This window comes from Nocardia sp. NPDC005746, from assembly GCF_040630785.1.
GTDB lineage: Bacteria > Actinomycetota > Actinomycetes > Mycobacteriales > Mycobacteriaceae > Nocardia.
In genome coordinates this window covers 203,366-225,505 of record NZ_JBEXYE010000006.1, presented here as the reverse complement: position 1 = coordinate 225,505, position 22,140 = coordinate 203,366, and the positions used below count along the sequence as shown (strand labels likewise).

Below are 22,140 nucleotides of genomic sequence, written 5' to 3'. Positions count from 1 at the left end.
CCCGACATTCAACACGATGACAGCGAAGCGCAGGGCGACGACCGCGACGGGCCGCCCGGATCGTGCGATCCGAGCGGCCCGCCGCCGTGACTCACCGGCCGACGCGGTGCCGGGTCACCCGCGGAAGCGGCGCAGCCGCAGGCTGTTGCTGACCACGAACACGCTGGACAGCGCCATGGCGGCGCCGGCGAGCATCGGGTTCAGCAGGCCGGCGGCGGCCAGCGGGATGGCCGCCACGTTGTAGCCGAACGCCCAGAACAGGTTGCCCTTGATGGTGCGCAATGTGGCGCGGGACAACTTGATCGAGGTGGGTACCGCCCGCAGGTCGTCGCGGACCAGGGTGAGGTCGGCGGCCTGGATGGCGACATCGGTGCCGGTGCCCATGGCCAGGCCCAGATCGGCCTGGGCCAGGGCGGCCGCGTCATTGACGCCGTCGCCGACCATGGCGACCACCTTGCCCTCGTCCTGCAGCTTCTTCACCACGTCCAGCTTGTCGCTGGGCAGCACCTCGGCGATGACCTCCGCGATGCCGACCTGATCCGCCACGGTGCGGGCGGTCGCGGCATTGTCGCCGGTCAGCAGCACGGGGGTGAGCCCGAGCGCCTTCATCTCCGAGATCGCCTGCGCACTGGTCGGTTTCACCGCGTCGGCGATGACCAGCACGCCGCGCGCCTGCCCGTCCCAGGCCACCACGATGGCGGTCTGACCGGCCTGCTCGGCGCGAGTCTTGGCGTCCGCCAGGACGTCCGGCACCGTGATCGACCAGTCCGCCATCAGCTCGGTGCGCCCGATGACCACGGCCCGCTCGCCGACCAGACCCTGCACGCCCTTACCGCCGTGGCTGACGAACTGCTCCACCCGCTCGGTGTCGAGTCCGCGCTCGGCGGCACCGGCGACCACGGCCTTGGCGACCGGGTGCTCGGAGCCGTGCTCGACGGCCGCGGCCACCGACAGCAGCTCGTCGGCATCGACGCCGGACCCCGGAATCGCTTCCGCCAGCGCCATCTTGCCGGTGGTGACGGTGCCGGTCTTGTCCAGCACCACGGTGTCGATCCGCCGGGTCGACTCCAGCACCTGCGGGCCCTTGATCAGGATGCCCAGCTGCGCGCCGCGCCCGGTGCCGACCAGCAGCGCGGTGGGTGTGGCCAAGCCGAGGGCGCACGGGCAGGCGATGATCAGCACCGCGACGGCCGCGCCGAACGCGGTCGCCACCGCCGCGCCGGTGCCGAGCCAGAAGCCCAGCGCCGCCACCGCGATCGCGATGACGATCGGCACGAACACACCCGCCACCCGGTCGGCCAGCCGCTGCACCGGCGCCTTGCCGTTCTGCGCGTCCTCGACCAGCGAAGCCATCTGCGCCAGTTGGGTATCCGCGCCGACCCGGGTGGCGCGGACGGTCAGCAGACCGCCGGCGTTCACGGTCGCGCCCACCACCTGATCGCCCGGGCCCGCCTCGACCGGCACCGATTCACCGGTCAGCATGCTCATGTCGAGCGCCGAATTGCCGCTCACCACAACACCGTCGGTGGCGACCTTCTCGCCGGGACGGACCAGGAACTCCTCGCCGACCCACAGATCGCCGATGGGAATCCGGGTCTCGACGCCGCCGCGCAGCACCGACACGTCCTTCGCGCCCAGCTCCAGCAGCGCCCGCAGCGCGGACCCGGCCTTCTCCTTGGACCGCACCTCGAAATAGCGGCCCGCGAGAATGGCGGTGACCAGGGTGGCCGCCACCTCGAAGTACAGCGCCGAGGACGAATCGCCGCGCTCGATGACGAAACTGAACGGGTGCTTCATGCCGGGCATTCCGGCATTTCCCCAGAACAGGGCGTACACCGACCAGCTGAACGCCGCCAGCGTGCCCAGCGAGATCAGCGTGTCCATGGTGGCCGCGCCGTGCTTGGCGTTCACCCACGCGGCCCGGTGGAACTGGGACGCGCTCCACACCACGATGGGCGCGGTCAGGGTGAGCGAGAGCCATTGCCAGTTGGTGAACTGGAAGACCGGGAACATGCCCATGGCGACCACGGGGACCGCCAACGCGAGCGTCACCAGCAGCTTGTGCCGCAACAGATCCGCCGCCGACGGGGCCGAATCGGTCTCGGCCGCCTCGGTTTTCACCGGTTCGGTGTGGTGCACGGCCGCGGTGTAGCCGGTGTCGACGACCTTGGCGATCAGGTCATCGGCGGTCACCGAGTCGGGGAAGCTGACCTTCGCCTTCTCGGTCGCGTAATTGACCGACGCCGTGACGCCGTCCATCCGGTTGAGCTTCTTCTCGATCCGGGAAGCACAGGAGGCGCAGGTCATTCCACCGATATCGAGTTCGATCGAACGCTCGGGAGCTGGGGCGCTCATGAGTGACCTCCTCCGTGTGATGCGGGCGCGCCCGTAGCGGGTGCGGCGGTGGATGCGGTGCCGGTGAATTCCGCGGTATGGACCGCGCCGCCGTGCTGGAAGTCCAGGTACAGGCGGTACTCGCCGCCGCTGGGCGCTTGCGCGTGGAAGGCGACGTCGGGGCCGGGGGCGGTCGTGCCGACCTCGCCCTCGGGGTGGACGTGCAGGTAGGCCAGGTCCGTGGCCCGCAGGGCTACCAGGTGCGCGTAGGCGCCGAGGTAGGGCTGCAGGTCGGTCACCGGCTTGCCGTCCCGGGTGACGCTGAAGGTCAGTTCGCTGCCCGCGGTGGTCAGATCACCGGTGAGGGTGACCCGGTACCCGTCCACGTCGGCGGTCGTGGAGACCGGCGGCAGCGGCTTGTCGGTCACATTGCCCGCGACCGCGACCGTGCGGCTCAGGACCAGTTCGCCGGGCCCGCCGGCGGGGGAGAAGTCGGCGAACACCCGGTAGCTGCCGGGCGCGGCCCACTTCCAGTCCAGCGACCAGGTGCCGTCGGCGGCCCGGGTGGGATGCACGTGCCGGAACTGGCTCGCGTCCGAGCGGACCACAATCAGGTGCAGGTCCTTGTCGTGGAGGTTGTCGTACCGGGTGACGGTGCCCTGCGGTCCGGTGATCCGGAAGCGCAGCGCGCCTTGCTGATCGGGGGTGGCCGGGGCGCTGATCTCACCGAGGGTGTAGCCGGAGAGGCTGTCCTGCAGGCCGGTCGGCGCGGCGGTCTCGTGCTGAGAGTGGTCGGCGGCCTCGGCCGGGGCCGCGCCGGACCGGTCGCCCACCAGGGCGCCGATGCCGAGCGCGGCTCCGAACAAGACGACCAGTCCGCCACCGAAGGCGGCGAACTTCAGTCGATCGTTCACCTGGCCACCTCGTAACCCGCTTCGTCGACGGCGGCGATCACATCGGCGTCGCCGAGGTCGGCGGCCGACTCGATTGTGACCAGACCGCTGGCGAGATCCACGTCCACGCTGGTGACACCGTCGATCTTGCCGATCTCCTTCTGCACCGAACCGACGCAGTGGCCGCAGGTCATCCCGGTGACGGTGTAGGTGCTGGTGGCCATGGTGGTCTCCTTCGCTCGCTTCTCATACGGTGAGGGGGTATCCCCAACACCGAGAAACATACCCCCCATGGGTACCTGGCGCAAGCGGTTGATCCGAGAAATTCACTCGGGCCAGGCCAGTATGGCCAACGCGGCCACTCGGCGCAGCTCACCCTCGTTCGCGCCGTCCCGCGCGGCCTGGGACATGCCCTGCATGACGGCCCCGGTGTAGCGGGCCAGGGCCCGGGCATCGGTGTCGGCGGGCAGGCGTCCGGTGGCCACGTCCTCGCGGATCCGCCGCTCGAAGGCGTCGATATTGTCATTGCGCAGCTTCTGAAGCAGTTGCAGCACTTCATCATTGGTGGTGTTGGTACCCGCATGGATGACCAGGCAGCCGGGTGGCTGTCCGGGTCGGGCGTATTCGGCCGCGGCCTCCCGCAGGGTGCGCTCCGCGGCGGTGCGGGCGGTCGGCTCCTCGGCGAACGCGCGCGCCGCGAAGCCGCCGTAACTCATGCCGTAGGCGGTGAGGACCTCGTCGAACAGTTTCCGCTTGTCGCCGAACGCCGCGTACAGGCTGGGTGCTCCGATGCCGAGCGCCTTGGTCAGGTCGCTCACCGAGGTGGCCTCGTAGCCGCGTTGCCAGAACAGCCGCAGCGCCTGGTCGAGGGCGGCGTCGCGGTCGAACGAGCGGGGGCGACCCCGGGTGGTTGTGGCCATGTCAGCGATTTTATAACGACCGCTACACATGTGTTATCGTCGCTTTCTGTAACGGTCACTAAAGAATGTGGCCGTCGAACGAAGGACGAGGTCATGGGCGCACTTTCCGGCAAGACGGCACTGGTCACCGGCAGCGGACGGGGAATCGGGCGCGCCATCGCGCAGCGCCTCGGCCGCGACGGCGCGCGGGTCGGCGTCCACTACAACGGCAACGCGGCCGCCGCCAAGGAGACCGTCGCGAGCATCGAGGCCGCGGGCGGCCAGGCCTTCGCGTTCGCCGCCACCCTCGGCGTGCCCGGCGACGCCGAAGCACTGTGGACCGCCTTCGACGCCCACGCCGACGGCCTCGACATCCTGGTCAACAACGCCGGCACCGACGGCGTCCGGGAACCCATCGGGGGTACCTCGGAGGAGGCCTTCGACCGGGTCTTCGCCGTCAATACGAAATCCCCGTTCTTCGTCACCAAGCTGGGCCTGGACCGGCTGCGCGACGGCGGGCGCATCGTCAACGTCTCCACCGGGCTCACCCGCGGCGCCGGCATGCCGGAACTGCTCGCCTACACCATGACCAAGGGCGCGATCGACGCCTTCACCTCGGTGCTGGCCAAGGAGGTCGGTGCGCGCGACATCACCGTCAACGCGGTGGCGCCGGGCGTGGTGGACACCGACATGAACGCCGACTGGCTGCGCAACGACGCGGCCATGGCGGCGGTGTCGGCGAAGTCACCACTGAATCGCGTGGCCGAGCCCGCCGAGATCGCGGATATCGTCGCGTTCCTGGCCTCGGACGACAGCCGCTGGGTCACCGGCCAATGGATCGACGCCACGGGCGGTGCGCTGCTCTGAGCACCATTAGGCTTGGGCCGTGCTGTCAGTTGTGCCGAGCCCTGTGATCGTGCGTGCCCCTTCGAAGGTGAATCTGCACCTCGGGGTGGGTGACCTGCGTGAAGACGGGTACCACGACCTCACCACCGTCTTCCAAGCCCTTTCGCTCAGTGACGATCTGAAGATCGCGCCGGCCGCCGCCATGCGGGTCAAGGTGACCGGCGAGGGCGCCGACGAGGTCCCCACCGACCGCACCAACCTGGTCTGGCAGGCGGCGGTCCGGCTCGCCGATCAGGCGGGCCGGGCGCCGCTGGTGGAAATCGGGATCACCAAGGGGATTCCGGTGGCCGGTGGGATGGCAGGCGGCAGCGCGGACTGCGCCGCGGCCCTGGTCGGGTTGAACGACCTGTGGGAACTCGGCCTCAGCCGGGCCGAATTGTCCGATATCGCAGCCGAACTCGGCAGCGATGTCCCGTTCTCCCTGCACGGCGGCACCGCGCTCGGGCGGGGCCGCGGCGAGAAACTGCTCCCGGTGCTGTCCCGCAACACCTTTCACTGGGTGCTGGCCCTGGCCAAGGACGGCCTGTCCACCCCGGCCGTCTTCAAGGAACTCGACCGCCTCCGCGAGGCCGGTGACCCGCCGCGCCTCGGCAGCCCCGAGGACCTGCTCCAGGCCCTGGCCTCCGGCGACGCGACCCAGCTCGCCCCGCTGCTCGGCAATGACCTCCAGGCCGCCGCGCTCTCGCTGAAGCCCGACCTGCGCCGCACCCTGCGGGCCGGCGTCACCTCGGGAGCCCTGGCGGGCATCGTCTCGGGTTCCGGCCCGACCTGCGCCTTCCTGTGCGAGAGCGAAGAGGCCGCGGTCGCCGTCGCCGCCGAGCTCGCGGGCGCGGGCGTCGCCCGCAGTGTCCGCACCGCCCACGGCCCGGTCCCGGGCGCGCGCCGCATCGTGGGCGACAACTGATTTCGTGAGCTTCGGGGCAACTGGGCCGAGTCTCCGCGAACGCGACCGCCGGCCCGCCACGGCGGGTGAGTAGGCTCTTACGGTTCGTCAAAAGACCCGGAGAGGCGGGACAGTTCCGTGGCCAACCTGATCAACCTGGAAACCGTCAGTAAGAGCTTCGGCGTCAAGCCGCTGCTCGACAAGGTGTCCCTCGGGGTTCAGGAAGGGGAGCGGATCGGTGTCGTCGGTCTGAACGGCGGCGGCAAGACCACGCTGCTCGAGGTGCTGACGGGTCTCGAAGAGCCGGATTCGGGCCGGGTGAGCCGGGCCGGATTCCTGCGCATGGCGGTCGTCACCCAGCGCGGCGTCCTCCCCGAGGACGCGACGGTCGGCGATGTCGTGCTCGCGGGCCTGGCCGAGGATCAGCGCACCGACGGCGTCGCCGAGCACGAATGGGCGGCCAACCCCCGGATCCGTTCCGTGGTCGAGGGCATCGGCATCGCCGATCTCGGCATGGACACCCCGGTCGCCAACCTCTCCGGCGGTGAGCGCCGCCGCACCGCGCTGGCCGCCGCCCTGGTCCGTGAGCTGGACCTGCTGGTGCTCGACGAGCCCACCAACCACCTCGACGTCGAGGGCGTGCAGTGGCTGGCCGAGCATCTGCTCGCCCGCCGCAGCGCCCTGGTGGTCGTCACCCACGACCGCTGGTTCCTCGACACCGTCGCCACCCGTACCTGGGAGGTGCAGGGCGGCAAGGTGGAGACCTACGACGGCGGCTACAACGACTGGATCTTCGCCCGCGCCGAACGCGTTCGCCAGGCCGACGCCAGCGAGGCTCGCCGCCAGAACCTGGCCCGCAAGGAACTGGCCTGGCTGCGCCGTGGCGCGCCCGCCCGCACCTCCAAGCCGCGCTACCGGATCGAGGCCGCCGAGGCCCTGATCGCCAACGTCCCCGCCCCGCGCGACACCGTGGAACTGGCCTCCTTCGCGCGAAAGCGCCTGGGCCGCGTGGTGATCGAGCTCGAGGACGCCACCCTCGCCCTCCCGGACGGCCGGGAACTGGTGAAGGACCTGACCTGGCGGCTCGCGCCCGGCGAACGTGTCGGCCTGGTCGGCGTGAACGGCTCCGGCAAGACCAGCCTGCTGCGCGCGCTCGCGGGGGAGCGGGACCTGCAGTCCGGCAAGCGGATCCAGGGTCAGACCGTCAAGATCGGCTGGCTGCGCCAGGAACTCGACGACCTGCCGCTGGACATGCGTGTCCTGGAGGCGGTGCAGGACGTGGCGCAGCGAATGATGCTGGGCGACAAGGAGATCAGTGCCGGTCAGCTGGCCGAGCGACTCGGCTTCACCCCGGCCAAACAGCGCACCCCGGTGCGCGACCTGTCCGGTGGCGAGCGCCGCCGCCTGCAGCTCACCCGCATCCTGATGGCCGAGCCGAACGTGCTGTTGCTCGACGAGCCCACCAACGACCTCGACATCGACACCCTGCAGCAGCTCGAGGACATGCTCGACGGCTGGGCCGGAACCATGGTGGTCATCTCCCACGACCGCTACCTGATCGAGCGCATCTGCGACACCACCTGGGCGCTGTTCGGCGACGGCAAACTCACCAACCTGCCCGGCGGCATCGAGGAATACCTGCGCAAACGCGCCGCGCTGAGCGGCGGCCCGGCTACCCCGGCCCGCTCCGCCGCCCCGGCCGCCGCCGCGAATTCCACGGCCCCGGCCACGGATTCGGCCGCCTACCGCGCCGCCCGCAAGGAACTGGCCAAGCTGGAACGCGCGCTGGAGAAGCTCACCGACCGCGAGGAGAAGCTGCACGCGGCACTCGCCGAAGCGGCCACCGAGCCGGACAAGCTGGTGAAGCTGGGAGCCGAACTGAAGCAGGTGCAGGCCGAGAAGGAGACCACCGAGGAGCGCTGGCTGGAACTGGCCGAAGACGCCTGAGCTCCAACGGCAACGCCTGAGCTCCAACGACAATCGCCGTTCACCCTGGTGGTGGACGGCGATTGATTGTTTGCGAACGCGGTGGACATCCATCCGCGCTGTTCGAGAATCTATCCGTGCTGTTCGAGCACCTGCGGATCGAGTGAGGGAACCGGCAGGCAGGTGCGGACGAAACCCGCGCCGAACGAGGTCAATTCGACGGTGCGGTAGAGCACCTTGGTGCCGAAGCTCGCCCGCTTGAGCAGCCGCCGCACCTCCGGCATGGCCTCGAGCAGCTGGTACCGGTTGGGGTTGCCCAGCGCTTCGCGGGTCACGTCGAGCAGTCCGAGCCGGTCCAGATTGGCCAGGTACTCGTCGATCCGGTTCGGGTAGCGCAGGGCCGCGTCCTCGCCCAGCAGGTTGAAGACGCCCCGGTAGGAGCTGCGTCCGGTCTTCACCTCGACCGCGGGCTGCGGCCCGTCCAGGTACAGGTGCCGCACGATGCGCGCCTCGTCGGGCGCGAGTTCGCCCAGGATGCGCGAGTAGGCGGTGTGGTGGTGCGTGTCGTCCTCGGCGTGGAAGTCCGCGGACCGGCGCAGCAGTTCCGCGCCGCGGGCGCGCAGCAGCGCCGTGTGCCCGGAATCGGGTGCAGTGTCGAGGTCCTCGGGCACGGGCACGCCCAGCGCCTGCCGGACCGATTGCCGCACCTGCGCGCCGGCGTCGGAGAGGATCTCGCGCGGCGGCTGCCCGGCCATGCTGCCGCGCAGCACCACCGAGGTCACCCCGAGCGCGGTGTGCAGACTCCAGAAACTGGCCTCGACCGCCGCCGACATGGCCACCCGAACCACTCCCGTGGCGGCCCGCACCGGTCCGGCCGAACCCCGCCGCTCGCCCGAATCCACCGGCACCGGCAGCTGCGCCGGCTCGCGAACAGCGATGACGGTGGAAGGATCGGCGGGATCGTCCTCGCCAGAGGAGGATTCGGTCATATCCATGTGGTGGCGACTCCTGTTCCGAAGATCAGGAGGTGAGCGTAACCGGCGAAGAGCCCCAGCGCGCCACCATGGACGAACAAAAGCCATTCGTCCTGTTTGATGGCCGAACGCAGCATGTCCACGAACTCCGGCGGGGGCAGCGCCGACATTTGTTTGGCGATGTACTCCTGCACCTGCACGCCCTGTCGCACGTTGAACGCGGGGTCGGCGAAGGCGATCGGCGCGATGGTCATCGCCTCGGTGGTGAGGGTGTCCTGCAGGGTGTCGTACTCCCTGCTGCCCAGGGCGAACTTGACCACCGAGCGGGCCGGGCCGAGCGCGCGGTCGGCGGCCGGGCGCAGGGTGTCGGTGAGCATCTGCATGGTGCGGTCGGCGCGCGGGCCGTTGAGCAGCTCGTCGCCGATATTGGCGACGGTCATGATCTCGCTGGCCACCAGCGCCGCGTAGCCTTCGGTGATCTCGTCCTGCCGTTTGATCAGCAGGCCCTGCCGCCACGGGCACCACCACTTGGGATAGGCGGGCTCGAAGATCAGGTTGATGCCGATCCAGTTGACCACCCAGCCGATGATCACCCCGCCGACCGGCAGCACGACCAGCGACGACCAGTGCGTCCAGTGCAGGATGCCGACCAGCACCAGACCCATGGGCGCGCCGAAGTAGAAGCCGAAGTTCTGCATGAATCGGAGTTCCTTGGCGCCGAGCACCTGGAACACGGAATTCAGCATCTGCGGCCGCGCCTGGAAGTAGCGGATGGTCATGGACTTGACGTCCAGCAGCTGATCGATGTTCTTGCCGAGTTCATCGGTGAGTTCCCGGAGAATATCCGGCAACTGTTCCCGCACGCGGTTGTGGACCATCTCCCGCACACCTGTCGGCAGGTTGTACCAGAGCTGTGGATGTTCGCGTTTGAGGATGTCCTCGACAATGCCGCGAATCTGAAGATCGGCAATTTCAACAAAATGTTCAGCGAGCTTGTCCGGTTCCAGTTCGCGATAGAAATCCGCGACACTCCCGAGTTTCGCCAGTCCTTTGTCGACGGCGATGCTGGCCATCTTGTCGGCGCGCGACGGAACGATCCCCTGCCAGCCGATCCGCCCGTCGTACTGCAGCAGCGGCAGCACCTGAATCCGCTTGGGCAGCAAAGGAAACACCGCGGCCAAACCGGGCAGCCGGAATCCGTGGAACCGGATCGGCTTGAACAGCATGAGCACGCCGGTCCAGTTGGTGATATAGCCGATCACGCCCGTGAACAGCGGAATCGTGATCAATTCCAATAGGAGGGTCGGACGCACCCCGAAGACACTCTCTAGCACGCGACACCCTCCTGCCGACCCGCAACGCACCGCCTTAGGCGTTGACTACCCCATCGGCGGTTCGGACCTTACTGGCTATTCAGGAAGCGAGTCCAGCGGCGGAGTGTCTGGGTCGGAGATCTCGGTCACACTGCCCGGGCTCGATGTTCCTCTCTCTCGATGGGACCACGAGAATGGCGGAGACCACAGCCATATCGTCCTTTGATCGTTCGTGTTGGGGGTCATGTGCGTCGTTACTCGGCGGACGTGGACTGGGGTAACCTTCGTCTGGCTCATGGGTTCAACGTGCCCGCAGGTCCGTCGGGGGCAATAATCTGTGGACGATTGTGTTCACCTGGTGATATTCGGAGATGGACGTGGCGGAAGACAGGATCCCGGGGCAGGACGTGACCCGTCCGGGACCTCGTGCCGTGGAACGCAGTTCCGATGTGGAGCAACGGCAGATCAGCAACGAGGCCCGCCTGATCCGCGGGGTCTTCCGGGCCGCCGGGCTCGCGGCCGGCACCGCGGTGCGGGGGACCGAGTGGGCCGTCGGCACCAGCTTCGAGATCACCAAGCAGCTGACGCAGGCCGCGCTGGACGGCGAGTCCTCGGCCGACATCGCCGAGCGCACGGGGGCGGCGCTGCGGTCGATCGCGCGCAGCGCGCTCGGTGTCACCGAGGGCTCGGTGCGCGAGATCGTCAGCTACGTACCGACTCCCATGGGCGCGCCGCAGCAGGCCATCGCCAACGGCGGCGGTCTGGTCCGCTCGGGCACCACCGAGGATCTGCGCCGCCGCGGCGACGCGCTGCTGGCCCGCTCGGCCGACGTCTACTTCACCGAGGACGTGCACCCGGCCTACGACCGCATCCTCGATCAACTCGCCCCCGACGAGGCCCGGATCCTGCGCTTCATGGCGTTGCAGGGCCCGCAGCCGTCGGTCGACGTGCGCACCAATCGGCCGCTGGGCATCGGGTCGGAGCTGGTCGCGGGGGATCTCACCTCGGTTCCCGAGCAGTCCGGCGTCCGCTACCCGGACCGGGCGCGGCACTACCTGATCAATCTGAGCCGCCTCGGTCTCACCATGACCTCGGACGATCCGGTCGTTTTGTCGCGATACATGGTGCTGGAAGTGCAGCCCGTGGTCGAGCAGGCGCTGAAAAAGGCCGGGCGAGTCCCCAAGATCGTCCGAAAGAGCCTGCGCCTGACCGAATTCGGCGAGGACTTCTGCAACACCTGCTTCACCATCAACAACTGACTCGGTATCCGGCTGATAGCGATCCGGTACAAATCCGTGCCGATTTCCTCAGGTTTCCCGCACCTGATGGGATTGTGGAAGGTATGGATTCCGATGCCGTCGCGGCGATCAGCCGGCTGAAGTTCCGTTACCTGCGCGCGCTCGACACGAAGGCGTGGGAGGAGTTCGCCGACACCATGATTCCGGAGGCCACCGCTACCTACAGCGAGTACCTCCAGTTCGAGTCGCGCGACGCCTTCCTCGCCTTCATGCGCAATACGCTGGGCCCGCACGTCATCACCGAACACCGCTGCGACCACCCGGAAATCGACGTCGACGGCGACGAGGCGACCGGCACCTGGTACCTGGCCGACACCGTGCTCATCCCCGGCCACAACATGCTCCTCCGCGGCGCGGCGTTCTACACCGACAAATACGTGCGCTGCGAGGACGGGCAGTGGCGTATCGCGCACACCGGCTACGAACGCACCTACGAGGTCGTGCTCTCGCTCTCGGACCTGCCGAGTCTGCGCCTGACCTCCAGCCGTTGGGGCCTGATCGCCCGCGATCCCGCGGACACGCCCCGCGTCGAGCCCAGCTCGGACGGCTCCGGCACGCTGGGCTGAGCGCCCGCTCCGCCCGACGCCGACCGGAGTCCTATTCCGTTCCGGCGACCAGCAGTTCGAGGGTCAGCTTCGGCATCTCCTTGGCGATGTACTGCAACCGCCACTTGTCGCTGAAGAGGGCCAGGATCGCGCCGTCGGTCCGCGTGAAGACCTCGACGCCGCGCTGCCGGCTGAGCTCCTCGGCCGATTCGGCATCGGTGCGCCGCGCCAGCTGGAACGGCAGATGGTCGAGCTGGGTCTCGACATTGAACTCGGATTGCATTCGCGCCGTGACGACTTCGAACTGCATGGGACCGACCGCGGCCAGCACCGGCGACTGCTCACCGCGGGCGTCGTTGCGCAGCACCTGCACCACGCCCTCGGAGTCGAGCTGATCCATGGCCTTGCGGAACTGCTTGTACTTGTCCGCGGTCTTGGCGCGCAGCGAGGCGAAATGCTCGGGCGCGAAGGACGGGATCGGCGGGAACTCGACCTTCTTGTCCACGAAGAGCGTGTGCCCCGGGGCCAGCGCGGTCGCGTTGACCAATCCGACCACGTCGCCCGGGTAGGCGGTGTCGACGGTGGTGCGTTCGCGGCCGAAGACGGTCAGCGCGTACTTGGTGGCGAAGGGCCGTCCGGTCTGGGCGTGGGTCACCACCATGCCGCGCTCGAACTCGCCGGAGACGATGCGCATGAACGCCAGCCGGTCGCGGTGCGCGGTGTCCATGCCCGCCTGCACCTTGAAGATGACGGCGCTGAACGGCGCGGTGGTATCACGCGGCTCGCCCTTGATGTCGGTGCGCCCGCGCGGCGGCGGCGCGAGCTCGACCAGGGTCTCGAGCAGTTGGCGCACACCGAAATTCAGCATGGCGGAGGCGTAGATGACCGGCGAGGTGTGCCCGGCCAGGAACAGTTCCTGATCGTGGTCCTGCCCGGCCGCCGAGAGCAGTTCGCTCTCCTCGGCGGCCGTGGTCCAGGCATCGCCCTCACGCTCGGCTGCCTGCTCGGGGGTGTAGCTCTCCTCCGGGGCGATGGTCGCGCCACCGGCGGTGCGGGTGAAGTGGATGTACTCGGTGGCCGCGCCCTCCTCGCCGCGGCGCAGCAGGCCGCGGAAGTCGCCGGCGATGCCGACCGGGAGGAACAACGGGGTGGGGGTCAGGCCGATGCGGTCGACGATCTCGTCGAGCAGCTCCAGCGGCGCCTGGCCCGGGCGGTCCCACTTGTTGATGACGGTGATGACCGGGATGCCACGGTCGCGCGCCACCTGGAAGAGCTTGAGCGTCTGCGGTTCCAGGCCCTTGGCGGCGTCGATCAGCATGACCGCGGCGTCGACCGCGGTGAGCACGCGGTAGGTGTCCTCCGAGAAGTCGGAGTGGCCGGGGGTGTCCACCAGGTTGATGACGCACTCGCCGTACTCGAACTGCAGGGCCGTGGAGCTGACGGAGATACCGCGCGCCTTCTCCATCTCCATCCAGTCGGAGACGGTGGACTTGCGGCCCGCCTTGCCGTGGATGGCGCCCGCCTCGGAGATCACCTTGGCGTGCAGGGCCAGCGCCTCGGTCAGCGTGGACTTACCCGCGTCCGGGTGGGAGATCACCGCGAAGGTGCGCCGCCGCGCCGCCTCACCGGCCAGCCGACCGGCGGTAGCTGAGGTCGCGCTGGCAGTCGGGGAACTCACGGGGGGACTCCTTATGTGCGGACGAGGCAACCGAACCAGGGTACGCGACCGGCCCCCCGCCCCGACCGGCCGGTCCGGCCCGATGTGGCCCTCGAACCGGAGGTCAGTCCGGGTCCGGGGCGAGATGCCGGGCCACGGCCCGTCCGACCAGCGCCTCGATATCGATGCCCGGCGCGATCGCCTCGATACTGCGGTTGGCGACCACCACCGCGATGCCGTGCAGCTGGGTCCACAGGCCGAGGGCCTGTTCGCCGGCCCGCTCGTCCGCGCCGGGGTCCGCGCAGTCGGCGACCAGCTGCCGCCAGCGGGCGAACAGGGGCAATGACCAGGTAACCCGCAGGTTCCCGCCCGCGCCCTCGAGCAGGTCGTGGCGGAACATCAGGGTGAACATCTCCGGCCGCGCGGTGGCGAAGCGGATATAGGCCAGGCAGCTCCGGCGTACGCGTTCCTCGGGCGTATCCCCGCCCACCGCATCGATTTCCGCCCGCAGGTCCGCGTAGCCGCGGGCGGCGACGGCCGCCAGCAGCGCGTTGTGGGTGGGGAAGTGCCGCCGGGGCGCGCCGTGTGACACCCCCGCCTCGCGGGCGATCGCCCGCAGCCCGAGTTCGGCCGCGCCGACCTCCTCGAGCATGGCGACTCCGGCGGTGACGAGTCGTTCGCGCAGGGGCTCGGCGGTGGTCATATGTCACATTCTCCAGCATTCGTAGACAGTGTCTACTCGTATCCGGTAGAAAAGTATGAGTAGACAATGTCTACGAATTGGTCGAAACGGCGAGAGTTGGGTGGACTCCATGTGGTACTGGCTCCTCAAGCACATCCTGGTGGGGCCGGTGCTGCGGCTGCTCGGGCGCCCGAAGATCGAAGGGCTGCACCATGTTCCGAAGGACGGGCCGCTGATCATCGCCGCCAACCATCTGGCCGTGGTGGATTCGCTCTACCTGTGCCTGGTGCTGCGCCGCCGGGTCACCTTCATCGCCAAGCAGGAGTACTTCACCGAGGGCGGGTTCCGCGGTCGCCTCAATCGCTTCGTCATGAACGCCACCGGTCAGGTTCCGGTGGACCGCACCGGCGGCAGCGCGGGCTCGGATTCGCTCGCCGCTGCGGTGCGGGTGCTGGAGTCGGGCGGTATCTGGGGCATTCACCCGGAGGGCACGCGTTCGCCCGACGGCCGCGTCTACCGCGGCCGCACCGGCGTGATTCGGGTGGCCATGCAGACCGGCGCCCCGGTGATCCCGGTGGTGCTGTCGGGCACCGATCGGGTGAATCCGCGCGAGGGCCGCTTCCTGCGCCCGGCCAAGGTCGGTATCTCCTTCGGCCACCCGCGCTATTTCCTGCCCGCCGACCAGCGGGCCGTGCGCCGCGCCACCGACGAGCTCATGGCCGACATCGTCAGCCGCTCGGGCCGCCCGTATGTCGATTGCTACGCAACCACTTTCAAGCGGCAGGCCGCCTGAGACGACGACGGCCGGTTATCCGGGATCCGATCGGGACCCGAATAACCGGCCGTTGTGCTGGGCGTCTCAGCTCACGCGCGCGTTCGCGCTGGAGCCGGTGATGCCGAGGGACTGGAGCAGGCCGGCGGCGCTGCCCGTGTCGAGGCCGGAGTTCTCGGCCGCGGCGGAGACGGTGATGTCGACCGGGCCGACGGTGGTGGACTGACCGGCGCCGTTGAAGGTGACCGTGATGTGGTGCGTGCCCGCCGACGCCGGGGTCCAGTTGATGGCGGCCGTGGTGGCGGTGCCGGTCGCCGGGGTCGCGGTGCCGACGGAGACCGTGTTCGACCCGGTGGTGTCGAAGACGTTCGCGCTGACGCTGGGCGAGCCGGTGACGATGGTGATGGTGTACGTCTTGCCCACCGTGTAGCCGCTACCCGACACGGTCAGACCGTTGACGGTGGTGTCCGCGGCGGCGAACGGAGCGGCGACGGCGACGGTTGCGGAGATGGCAGCGAGGCCCGCGACGCTGAGGCCGGCCTTGCGGATGTTCTTCATAGATCTCTGTTCCTCACTCGGGAGGCACGCTGATCAGCGTGCCGATCAAACTGCCTAGCATTGGAAAGGAATCCCCGTCCCCGAAACCGGGATAATCGCCTGCTGACGGTGCGGACCGTCAGCTGACCGAAGCGCCGATGCCGTTGGAGTTGGCGGCGGAGCCGGTGCCCAGCGACTTGATGATCGAATCGAAGCCGCCGCCGCCCGTCGAGGGAGTGGTCGTCTTCGGCGGGGTGGTGGTGGTCGGCGGCGGGGTGGGGGTGCCCGGGCCGCAGTCGTTGTTGGTGGCCGAGGCGATCGGCGCGGTGAGCGCGATGGCGGCGGAGACTGCGGCGATGCCCGCGGCGCTGAAGCCGACCCGGCGGATGTTCTTCATCAAGCGTTTTCCTAACTTGGCAGACAAGCTCCTCGGCGTGCCCTCGAATGACCCGGGACCGGGTAGGAATGGGTTCGAGGGGTGGGCCGAGTGATGCGAAATACTAGTGTGTCAAATTGCCGGATACAAGGGTGGAAATCGCTGCCGCCGAGGGGGTGCGGCAAGGGCCTTCCGGCAGCGTGTTAGAGTCTTCAGGTTGTCTCGGCGAGGGTGTGGCACCTAGCTGCCCACCGTGATCGACGCGGCTCGGCCTATTCGGCCGTCCACGTTGGTCTTCGCCGACGAGCAGACCAACCACTTTGCCAGGGCGGCCCACGTCGCCTGGCGACACGCTGACATTACAGCCGGACGAGCCGTAGGGAGTAGACAGTCATGTCCGACGCCAACCTTCTCGAAGCCACCGTACGCACCGAGTTCGGCAAGGGTGCTGCCCGCCGTACCCGCCGCGACGGCAATGTCCCCGCCGTCCTGTACGGCCACAACGAGGAGCCGCAGCACCTGGCCGTGAGCGCCCGGGCGTTCGCCGCCATCCTGCGTGAGCACGGCACCAACGCCGTCCTGAACCTGGACATCAACGGCAAGAAGCAGCTGGCGCTGACCAAGTCGGTCGTCGTCCACCCGATCCGTCGCTACATCGAGCACGCCGACCTGCTGATCGTGCGTCGTGGCGAGAAGGTCACCGCCGACGTGAACGTCGCCCTGGTCGGCGACGCCGCCTCCGGCACCCTGGTCACCCAGGACGCCACCACCCTCTCCATCGAGGCCGAGGCCCTGCACATCCCCGAGTCCATCGAGGTCTCGATCGAGGGCGCCGAGGCCGGCACCCAGATCCTGGCCGGCGGCATCGAGCTGCCGAAGGGCGTCACCCTCGCCGGTGACCCGGAGGCCCTGATCGTCAACATCATCGCCGCCCCGGCCGCCGCCGTGGAAGAGACCGAAGAAGCCGCCACCGAAGAGGCCGCCGCGGAGTAACTCCCTACTCCCGCAACGGTTCTCGATGACCGAGGCAACAGCCGGGCCCGCGCTCGTGGTCGGTCTGGGTAATCCCGGATCCGAGTACGAGCGCACCCGGCACAATGTCGGTTTCATGGTCGCCGATCTGCTCGCGGAGCGGGTCGGCGGTCGTTTCACCGTGCACAAGAAGTCCGGCGCGGATCTGCTTGAGGCCCGCCTGGACGGGCGGAAGGTGCTGCTGGCCAAGCCGCGCACCTACATGAACCTGTCCGGGCGGCCCGTCGCGGCGCTGGCCAAATTCTTCTCCGTACCCGCCACCGAGGTGATCGTCGTCCACGACGAACTCGACCTCCCCTTCGGCCAGATCCGCCTCAAGCGCGGCGGCGGCGAGGGCGGGCACAACGGGCTGCGATCGATCTCGCAGGCCCTCACCACCAAGGACTATCTGCGCGTCCGCTTCGGCATCGGCCGTCCGCCGGGCCGGCAGGATCCCGCGGATTACGTGCTGAAGCCGTTCTCCGCGCCGGAGCGCAAAGAGGTTCCGGTGATCGTCGAGCAGACCGCGGACGCGGTCGAGCTGCTGCTGCGCGTGGGTCTGGAGACCGCGCAGAACCAGCTGCACTGAGCGGTCGCTGCTGTACCGAGCATCAACTACGTTGCGCCCCGGGGTAATTCGAGCCCCGGGGCGCTTCGCGTCTCAGGGCACGCTGGTGGCCGTCGCCGAGCGGCGCAGCTTGCCGGAGGAGGTCTTGGGCAGCGCGCCGGGGCCCAGCACGGTCACACTGCGGGGGCGCACCCCCACCTCCGTGAACACCGCGTGCACGATGTCGTGCTCGATGCGGTGTACCTCCGCCGGATCCTGGTGATCGTTGGATTCCACCACCACCGCGAAACTCTCGCGCTTCTGGCCCGCGTCGAGCCGCACCGCCACCGCGTTGCCGGGCCGAACTCCCTTGACGCGCAAGGCCGCTCGCTCGATATCGGTGGGATAGATATTGCGGCCGGCCATGATGATGACGTCCTTGATCCGGCCGCAGACGACGATGTAGCCCTCCTCGGTGAAGTAGCCGACATCGCCGGTGTCGAGCCAGCCCTCGGCGTCCTGTGCGGGGCGGAAGCCTTCGACGGTGACATAGCCGGAAGTCACCGCGGGCCCGCGCAATTCGATGACGCCGACACTGCGGGCGGGCAGCGGCTGACGCTCGGCGTCGACCACCCGGCCCTCGAGATTGTCGACCAGGTAGCCCAGGGTGGGCAGGCGGCGCACGCCCCCGTGATGGTGTTCCGAATCGCGGACCGGCACCGCCTTGCCGAGCGCCTCGAGCAGATCGGCGTCGACGACATCGAGGATCTGGCCGAGCCCCGGATCCGGGATCGAGACGGCCAGGGTGGTCTCGGCCATGCCGTAGACCGGGGTGAGGGCCGCGGGGTTGAGGCCGAAGCGCTGTCCGGCCGCGGCGAGCGCCTCCATGGTGTCGGCGTCGACGGGTTCCGCGCCGTTCCACATGTAGCGCACGCTGCTCAGGTCCAGCGAGCCCTCGTCGGCGTTGCGTAATCGCCGGGCCAGCAGCGAGTACGCGAAATTCGGTGCGGCGGTGACTGTTCCGCGATATTTGGAGATCAGCTCGGCCCACAGGATGGGCCGGGCCAGGAAGTCCAGCGGGGTCACACACACCACTTCGGCGCCGAACTGCATGGGCACGCTGAGGAATCCGACCATCCCCATGTCGTGGAACAACGGCAGCCAGCTGATCATCACGTCGTCGTCGAGCTGGAACTTCACCCGATCGAACATGGCGTAGGCGTTGACGAAGAAATTGCCGTGCGTGATCCGCACGGCCTTCGGCGAGCCGGTCGACCCGGAGGTCAACTGCTGCAGCGCGATATCGTCCTCGCCGGTGGGCACCGGGTCGATGAGGTCGCCCGTGCGCATGGAGTCCAGGGTCACCACGGTGATACCGCGTTCGCGCAGTAGCGGTTCCGCGATCTCGAAGGGTGCGCCCAGGATGACCGCCCGCGCCTCGATCATGCCCAGCACCGTCTCGGTGTCGTGGGCCCACACCTCCAGATCGGTGCGCGGCGTGGGCTGATGGAGCATGGTGAGCGAGGCGCCACGCATCCACGCCGCCTGGCAGGCGGGCGCGATGTCGACCGGCATCCCGGCCAGCACGCCCACGGCGTCGCCGGGGCCGATGCCGGCGGCCGCCAGCCCGCCCGCCATACGACGGGCGATGTCATGGATCTCGGCCCATGTCTGACGCAGCGGTGCGTCGGGCTCTCCGGTCACCAGTCCGCGCTGGGAAACGCGGGCGGTGGCATACATTTCGTCGGTGAAGCGGCTCACGCAGAACACTCCTCGAATGCCGGACCAGCATTCAAATATCCCGCGTTCGAGGCGCGCTGTTAACCGTTTTCGGGTGATCCGGTCTGGTATGTGAGGGTTCTGAGGATCTACCCGAGAGCCCGTACGGCTCCGGCGAAGCGGTCCAGATCCTCGAAGCTCACGAAGCAGTGCGGGGAGGCCCGAACCACCGAGTTCAGTTCTCGCGCCGACATATCCAGCAAGGTGGAGCTGCGGTGGCTGACCGTGACGGTGATCGACTCCGCGGCCAGCCGGTCGCGCACCCGGACCGGTTCCAGTCCGTCCAGGGTGAATGACACGATGCCCGCGTGCTGGATGCCCCGGTCGCGCACCTCCACGCCGGGAATCTCGGCCAGCGCTTTGCGCAGGTACTCGGCGCGCTCGGCGATGGCGGCGTAGACGGCGGCCGGGCCGAGGTCGAGCAGGTACCGCACGGCCGCGCCCAGGCCCAGCCGGGCGGCGACGGAATGCTCCCAGAACTCGAAGCGCCCGGCGTCGGGGAAGAGCACGTAGTCGTCCGGGGCGGTCCATTCGGCGCTGTGCAGGTCGAGGCGGCCGGGTTCCAAGCTCCGCGCCAGTTCTGGACGCACGTACAGGAACCCGGTGCCACGCGGGCCGCGCAGCCATTTGCGGCCGGTGGCGGACAGTGCGTCCACATCCAGGGCCGCGACGTCGAGGGGCAGCTGACCGGCCGACTGGCAGGCGTCCAGCAGCACCAGCGCGCCGGACCGGTGCGCGATGCGGGTGGCCTCGGCGACCGGGTTCACCAGGCCGCCGTTGGTTGGAACGTGAACCAGCGACACCAGTTTCACGCGTTCGTCCATCATGGCGGTGAGCGCGTCCAGGTCGAGTTGGCCGCTGCTGTCGCTGGGGATGGCCTCGACGACCGCGCCGGTCTGCCGGGAGCGCTGCAGGGCGGCGATGGCATTGCTGCCGTAGTCCACGCCGGAGATCAGGATGCGGTCGCCGGGGGCCAGCGGGACCGAATAGAAGAAGTCGCTCCAGGAGCGGCTGGCGCTGTCGCTGAGGGCCAGGGCGGCGGGGTCGGCGTTGATCAGTTCGCTGATCGCTGTTTTGACGGCGTACAGGTCATCGATGCGCTCGTTGGCCGCGCGGTAGCCACCGATCTCCGCTTCGCGGCGCAGGTGGGCGATGGTGGCGTCGACGACGGCCTGCGGGGGCAGCGAGGAGCCCGCACTGTCGAGAAATACCTGATTTTCACATCCGGGCGTATCGGCCCGCAATCCAGCCATATCCAGCATGGAATCGACCATATAGCTTGCCGCGTTCTTCATTTCGTCAGATTTCTTGTCACAGTCGCTCGCTACTCTGGTTTGGGTCGTCGTTCCGATCCCCAGCGGCGACCGCATCAGACGGAGGTTGGCAATGGCTGTCACAGCGTCACCCGCCGATGTGCTGCGCAGTGGCCTGGATGTCTCGGAACCCGGCGGCGAATTCACCTCACGCGCCGCCGCTGAGGCGTATGTCGGAAAAGTCTGTTTCAAACAGGGCCCACCGCTGCTCATCGGCGCCGAACTGGAGTGGCTCACCGCGCAAGGTGAACTTTCGGCGACGAACTCGCGTCCGGACCTCACGGTCCTCGCGGACGCCCTCGGGCCGTATGCGCCGCGGTCCATTTCTCCCGATTCCCCGGCCGATCCGCTGCCGGGCGGCAGCCGGGTCACCCTCGAACCCGGCGGTCAGATCGAACTGTCCAGCGCCCCGTTCGGCACCGCCGCCGAACTGTGCGAGCGCTTGCGGGCAGACACGACCAGCTTGCGGGAGCTGCTCGAATCCCGCGGTATCCGAACCATTTCCGGCGCCGCCGACGCGGTCCGGCTGCCCCTGCGCGTCCTGCGGCTGCCGCGCTACCGGGCCATGGAGGAGTCCTTCGCCGGTCTGGGCCCGTTCGGGGCGCTCATGATGTGCAATACCGCCGCCACCCAGGTCAGCGTGGACGCGGGCGCGGACCCCGCCGAGATCGCCGCCCGCTGGCGGGCGCTGTACGCCGTGGGCCCGGCCCTGCTGGCGGCCTTCGCCTGCTCACCGGGCCTGCACACCGCCCCGCCGGGGGCGTGGGCCTCGCAGCGCATGCGGGCCTGGCAGCGGCTCGATCAGCTCCGTACACGGCCGCCCGTGCACGACTGGGCCGATCCCATCACCGGCTACGCGCGCTGGGCGCTGGACGTGCCCCTGCTGTGCGTGCGCCCCGGTTCCACCAACAGCACCTCTGGTTCTGCCAACGGCACTTCTGGCCCCGCCGACGACACCTCTGGTTCCGCCGGAACAGAGGCCGACTGGTGCGCGCCGCCGGGGGCCACTTTCGCGGACTGGTTGTGCGGAGCGCTCGACGACGAGATCGGCCGCCGCCCGGACCGGTCGGATCTGGACTATCACCTCACCACCCTGTTCCCGCCGGTCCGCGCGGCCGGTCACCTCGAGGTCCGCTATATCGACGCGCAGCCCGGGGACGGCTGGACGGTTCCGGTCCACGCCATCGGCGCGCTGCTGTCCTCGGCCGAGACCGTCAAGGAGGCAACGGCTCTGGCGGACCCGACGGCGAGCGCCTGGTCGGAGTCCGCGCGCCGTGGTCTGGCCGATCCCGAGTTGCGTGCCACCGCCGTCGCGCTGCTGGAGATGGCAACCGCGCACGCCGAGACCCCCGAAGCCGCCGGGGAATTGGCCGCGGCGGCGATTCGATGTCGCCGCGGTGACATTCCCACCGCGGCCGAGTTCGGAGCCGGGGCATGACATCCGAACCCGGCGGTTTCGTACCGGGCCCGCGAACCGATCTCCGCGGACGGCCAT

The 22,140-nt window shown here is 69.0% G+C and carries 21 protein-coding genes; 9 read left to right on the top strand and 12 right to left on the bottom strand.

Going from position 1 to position 22,140, the window contains the following annotated elements; translation table 11 throughout:
* Window positions 1–114: 114 nt before the first annotated feature.
* From ABZ412_RS14165 to ABZ412_RS14150, 4 genes are all read right to left on the bottom strand, one after another.
* A complete protein-coding gene (locus ABZ412_RS14165; protein ID WP_357280456.1) occupies window positions 115–2,355 on the bottom strand; it encodes a heavy metal translocating P-type ATPase in 2,241 nt (746 codons plus the stop codon).
* Window positions 2,352–3,248, bottom strand: coding sequence for a hypothetical protein (locus ABZ412_RS14160; protein ID WP_357280453.1), 897 nt, complete (start codon window positions 3,246–3,248; stop codon window positions 2,352–2,354). The genes ABZ412_RS14165 and ABZ412_RS14160 overlap by 4 nt, the downstream gene beginning before the upstream one ends.
* Window positions 3,245–3,451 carry a heavy-metal-associated domain-containing protein gene (locus ABZ412_RS14155; protein WP_357280451.1) on the bottom strand — a complete coding sequence of 69 codons (207 nt, stop codon included), beginning with the start codon at window positions 3,449–3,451 and terminating at the stop codon, window positions 3,245–3,247. Before ABZ412_RS14155 ends, ABZ412_RS14160 begins: the two co-directional genes overlap by 4 nt.
* Before the next feature lie 102 nt (window positions 3,452–3,553).
* The gene (locus ABZ412_RS14150) at window positions 3,554–4,147 is read right to left on the bottom strand and encodes a TetR/AcrR family transcriptional regulator (protein ID WP_357280448.1); all 594 of its coding nucleotides are present in this window, start codon (window positions 4,145–4,147) and stop codon (window positions 3,554–3,556) included.
* Between the two features lie 93 nt (window positions 4,148–4,240).
* On the opposite strand from ABZ412_RS14150, the gene ABZ412_RS14145 reads away from it, so the two are divergent.
* From ABZ412_RS14145 to ABZ412_RS14135, 3 genes are all read left to right on the top strand, one after another.
* Window positions 4,241–4,993 (top strand): SDR family oxidoreductase, encoded by a 753-nt coding sequence (locus tag ABZ412_RS14145; RefSeq protein ID WP_357280445.1) that lies wholly within the window; start codon window positions 4,241–4,243, stop codon window positions 4,991–4,993.
* Between the two features lie 19 nt (window positions 4,994–5,012).
* A complete protein-coding gene (locus tag ABZ412_RS14140) occupies window positions 5,013–5,936 on the top strand; it encodes a 4-(cytidine 5'-diphospho)-2-C-methyl-D-erythritol kinase (protein ID WP_357280442.1) in 924 nt (307 codons plus the stop codon).
* Window positions 5,937–6,053: 117 nt separating this feature from the next.
* Window positions 6,054–7,862, top strand: coding sequence for an ABC-F family ATP-binding cassette domain-containing protein (locus tag ABZ412_RS14135; protein ID WP_357280440.1), 1,809 nt, complete (start codon window positions 6,054–6,056; stop codon window positions 7,860–7,862).
* A gap of 110 nt (window positions 7,863–7,972) precedes the next feature.
* Here ABZ412_RS14135 and ABZ412_RS14130 read toward each other — a convergent pair whose 3' ends face one another.
* Together ABZ412_RS14130 and ABZ412_RS14125 are read right to left on the bottom strand one after the other, a co-directional pair.
* Window positions 7,973–8,836, bottom strand: coding sequence for an Abi-alpha family protein (locus tag ABZ412_RS14130; RefSeq protein WP_357280437.1), 864 nt, complete (start codon window positions 8,834–8,836; stop codon window positions 7,973–7,975).
* On the bottom strand, window positions 8,827–10,149 hold the full coding sequence (locus ABZ412_RS14125) for a hypothetical protein (protein ID WP_357280435.1): 1,323 nt from the start codon (window positions 10,147–10,149) through the stop codon (window positions 8,827–8,829). The genes ABZ412_RS14130 and ABZ412_RS14125 overlap by 10 nt, the downstream gene beginning before the upstream one ends.
* 350 nt (window positions 10,150–10,499) lie before the next feature.
* On the opposite strand from ABZ412_RS14125, the gene ABZ412_RS14120 reads away from it, so the two are divergent.
* Both ABZ412_RS14120 and ABZ412_RS14115 read left to right on the top strand, forming a co-directional pair.
* A complete protein-coding gene (locus ABZ412_RS14120; protein ID WP_357280432.1) occupies window positions 10,500–11,387 on the top strand; it encodes an Abi-alpha family protein in 888 nt (295 codons plus the stop codon).
* A gap of 83 nt (window positions 11,388–11,470) precedes the next feature.
* Window positions 11,471–11,992 (top strand): nuclear transport factor 2 family protein, encoded by a 522-nt coding sequence (locus ABZ412_RS14115; RefSeq protein WP_357280429.1) that lies wholly within the window; start codon window positions 11,471–11,473, stop codon window positions 11,990–11,992.
* A 31-nt stretch (window positions 11,993–12,023) separates the two neighbouring features.
* Here ABZ412_RS14115 and ABZ412_RS14110 read toward each other — a convergent pair whose 3' ends face one another.
* Both ABZ412_RS14110 and ABZ412_RS14105 read right to left on the bottom strand, forming a co-directional pair.
* The gene (locus ABZ412_RS14110; protein ID WP_357280426.1) at window positions 12,024–13,649 is read right to left on the bottom strand and encodes a peptide chain release factor 3; all 1,626 of its coding nucleotides are present in this window, start codon (window positions 13,647–13,649) and stop codon (window positions 12,024–12,026) included.
* 103 nt (window positions 13,650–13,752) lie between these two features.
* Complete coding sequence (locus ABZ412_RS14105) at window positions 13,753–14,331, bottom strand: TetR/AcrR family transcriptional regulator (protein WP_357280424.1); 579 nt, start codon at window positions 14,329–14,331, stop codon at window positions 13,753–13,755.
* A 109-nt stretch (window positions 14,332–14,440) separates the two neighbouring features.
* On the opposite strand from ABZ412_RS14105, the gene ABZ412_RS14100 reads away from it, so the two are divergent.
* Window positions 14,441–15,103 carry a lysophospholipid acyltransferase family protein gene (locus ABZ412_RS14100; protein ID WP_357280421.1) on the top strand — a complete coding sequence of 221 codons (663 nt, stop codon included), beginning with the start codon at window positions 14,441–14,443 and terminating at the stop codon, window positions 15,101–15,103.
* A gap of 66 nt (window positions 15,104–15,169) precedes the next feature.
* Here the strand turns inward: ABZ412_RS14100 and ABZ412_RS14095 are convergent, their stop codons facing one another.
* Entirely contained in the window at window positions 15,170–15,640 is a 471-nt protein-coding gene (locus ABZ412_RS14095; protein ID WP_357280419.1) for a hypothetical protein, read from the bottom strand.
* A 118-nt stretch (window positions 15,641–15,758) separates the two neighbouring features.
* Window positions 15,759–16,016: a hypothetical protein gene (locus ABZ412_RS14090; protein ID WP_357280416.1), complete on the bottom strand. Its 258-nt coding sequence runs from the start codon at window positions 16,014–16,016 to the stop codon at window positions 15,759–15,761.
* A gap of 372 nt (window positions 16,017–16,388) precedes the next feature.
* On the opposite strand from ABZ412_RS14090, the gene ABZ412_RS14085 reads away from it, so the two are divergent.
* Both ABZ412_RS14085 and pth read left to right on the top strand, forming a co-directional pair.
* Window positions 16,389–16,988, top strand: a complete 600-nt coding sequence (locus ABZ412_RS14085; RefSeq protein WP_357280414.1) for a 50S ribosomal protein L25/general stress protein Ctc — start codon at window positions 16,389–16,391, stop codon at window positions 16,986–16,988.
* 25 nt (window positions 16,989–17,013) lie between these two features.
* On the top strand, window positions 17,014–17,595 hold the full coding sequence (gene pth / locus ABZ412_RS14080) for an aminoacyl-tRNA hydrolase (protein ID WP_357092023.1): 582 nt from the start codon (window positions 17,014–17,016) through the stop codon (window positions 17,593–17,595).
* A gap of 72 nt (window positions 17,596–17,667) precedes the next feature.
* On the opposite strand, the gene ABZ412_RS14075 is transcribed toward pth, so the two are convergent.
* Together ABZ412_RS14075 and ABZ412_RS14070 are read right to left on the bottom strand one after the other, a co-directional pair.
* The gene (locus tag ABZ412_RS14075; RefSeq protein ID WP_357280411.1) at window positions 17,668–19,314 is read right to left on the bottom strand and encodes a fatty acyl-AMP ligase; all 1,647 of its coding nucleotides are present in this window, start codon (window positions 19,312–19,314) and stop codon (window positions 17,668–17,670) included.
* 107 nt (window positions 19,315–19,421) lie between these two features.
* Entirely contained in the window at window positions 19,422–20,594 is a 1,173-nt protein-coding gene (locus ABZ412_RS14070; protein WP_357280859.1) for an aminotransferase class V-fold PLP-dependent enzyme, read from the bottom strand.
* A 124-nt stretch (window positions 20,595–20,718) separates the two neighbouring features.
* Here ABZ412_RS14070 and egtA point away from each other — a divergent pair, with 124 nt between their 5' ends.
* Window positions 20,719–22,083: an ergothioneine biosynthesis glutamate--cysteine ligase EgtA gene (gene egtA / locus ABZ412_RS14065; protein WP_357280409.1), complete on the top strand. Its 1,365-nt coding sequence runs from the start codon at window positions 20,719–20,721 to the stop codon at window positions 22,081–22,083.
* Window positions 22,084–22,140 lie beyond the last annotated feature (57 nt).

Bases quoted from the DNA above. Each gene is read 5' to 3' on its own strand.
- ABZ412_RS14165 (WP_357280456.1), bottom strand. From the start codon at position 2,355: ATGAGCGCCCCAGCTCCCGAGCGTTCGATCGAACTCGATATCGGTGGA.
- ABZ412_RS14155 (WP_357280451.1), bottom strand. From the start codon at position 3,451: ATGGCCACCAGCACCTACACCGTCACCGGGATGACCTGCGGCCACTGC.
- ABZ412_RS14150 (WP_357280448.1), bottom strand. From the start codon at position 4,147: ATGGCCACAACCACCCGGGGTCGCCCCCGCTCGTTCGACCGCGACGCC.
- ABZ412_RS14145 (WP_357280445.1), top strand. From the start codon at position 4,241: ATGGGCGCACTTTCCGGCAAGACGGCACTGGTCACCGGCAGCGGACGG.
- ABZ412_RS14130 (WP_357280437.1), bottom strand. From the start codon at position 8,836: ATGGATATGACCGAATCCTCCTCTGGCGAGGACGATCCCGCCGATCCT.
- ABZ412_RS14120 (WP_357280432.1), top strand. From the start codon at position 10,500: ATGGACGTGGCGGAAGACAGGATCCCGGGGCAGGACGTGACCCGTCCG.
- ABZ412_RS14115 (WP_357280429.1), top strand. From the start codon at position 11,471: ATGGATTCCGATGCCGTCGCGGCGATCAGCCGGCTGAAGTTCCGTTAC.
- ABZ412_RS14105 (WP_357280424.1), bottom strand. From the start codon at position 14,331: ATGACCACCGCCGAGCCCCTGCGCGAACGACTCGTCACCGCCGGAGTC.
- ABZ412_RS14100 (WP_357280421.1), top strand. From the start codon at position 14,441: ATGTGGTACTGGCTCCTCAAGCACATCCTGGTGGGGCCGGTGCTGCGG.
- ABZ412_RS14095 (WP_357280419.1), bottom strand. From the start codon at position 15,640: ATGAAGAACATCCGCAAGGCCGGCCTCAGCGTCGCGGGCCTCGCTGCC.
- ABZ412_RS14090 (WP_357280416.1), bottom strand. From the start codon at position 16,016: ATGAAGAACATCCGCCGGGTCGGCTTCAGCGCCGCGGGCATCGCCGCA.
- ABZ412_RS14085 (WP_357280414.1), top strand. From the start codon at position 16,389: ATGTCCGACGCCAACCTTCTCGAAGCCACCGTACGCACCGAGTTCGGC.
- pth (WP_357092023.1), top strand. From the start codon at position 17,014: ATGACCGAGGCAACAGCCGGGCCCGCGCTCGTGGTCGGTCTGGGTAAT.
- ABZ412_RS14070 (WP_357280859.1), bottom strand. From the start codon at position 20,594: ATGCTGGATATGGCTGGATTGCGGGCCGATACGCCCGGATGTGAAAAT.
- egtA (WP_357280409.1), top strand. From the start codon at position 20,719: ATGGCTGTCACAGCGTCACCCGCCGATGTGCTGCGCAGTGGCCTGGAT.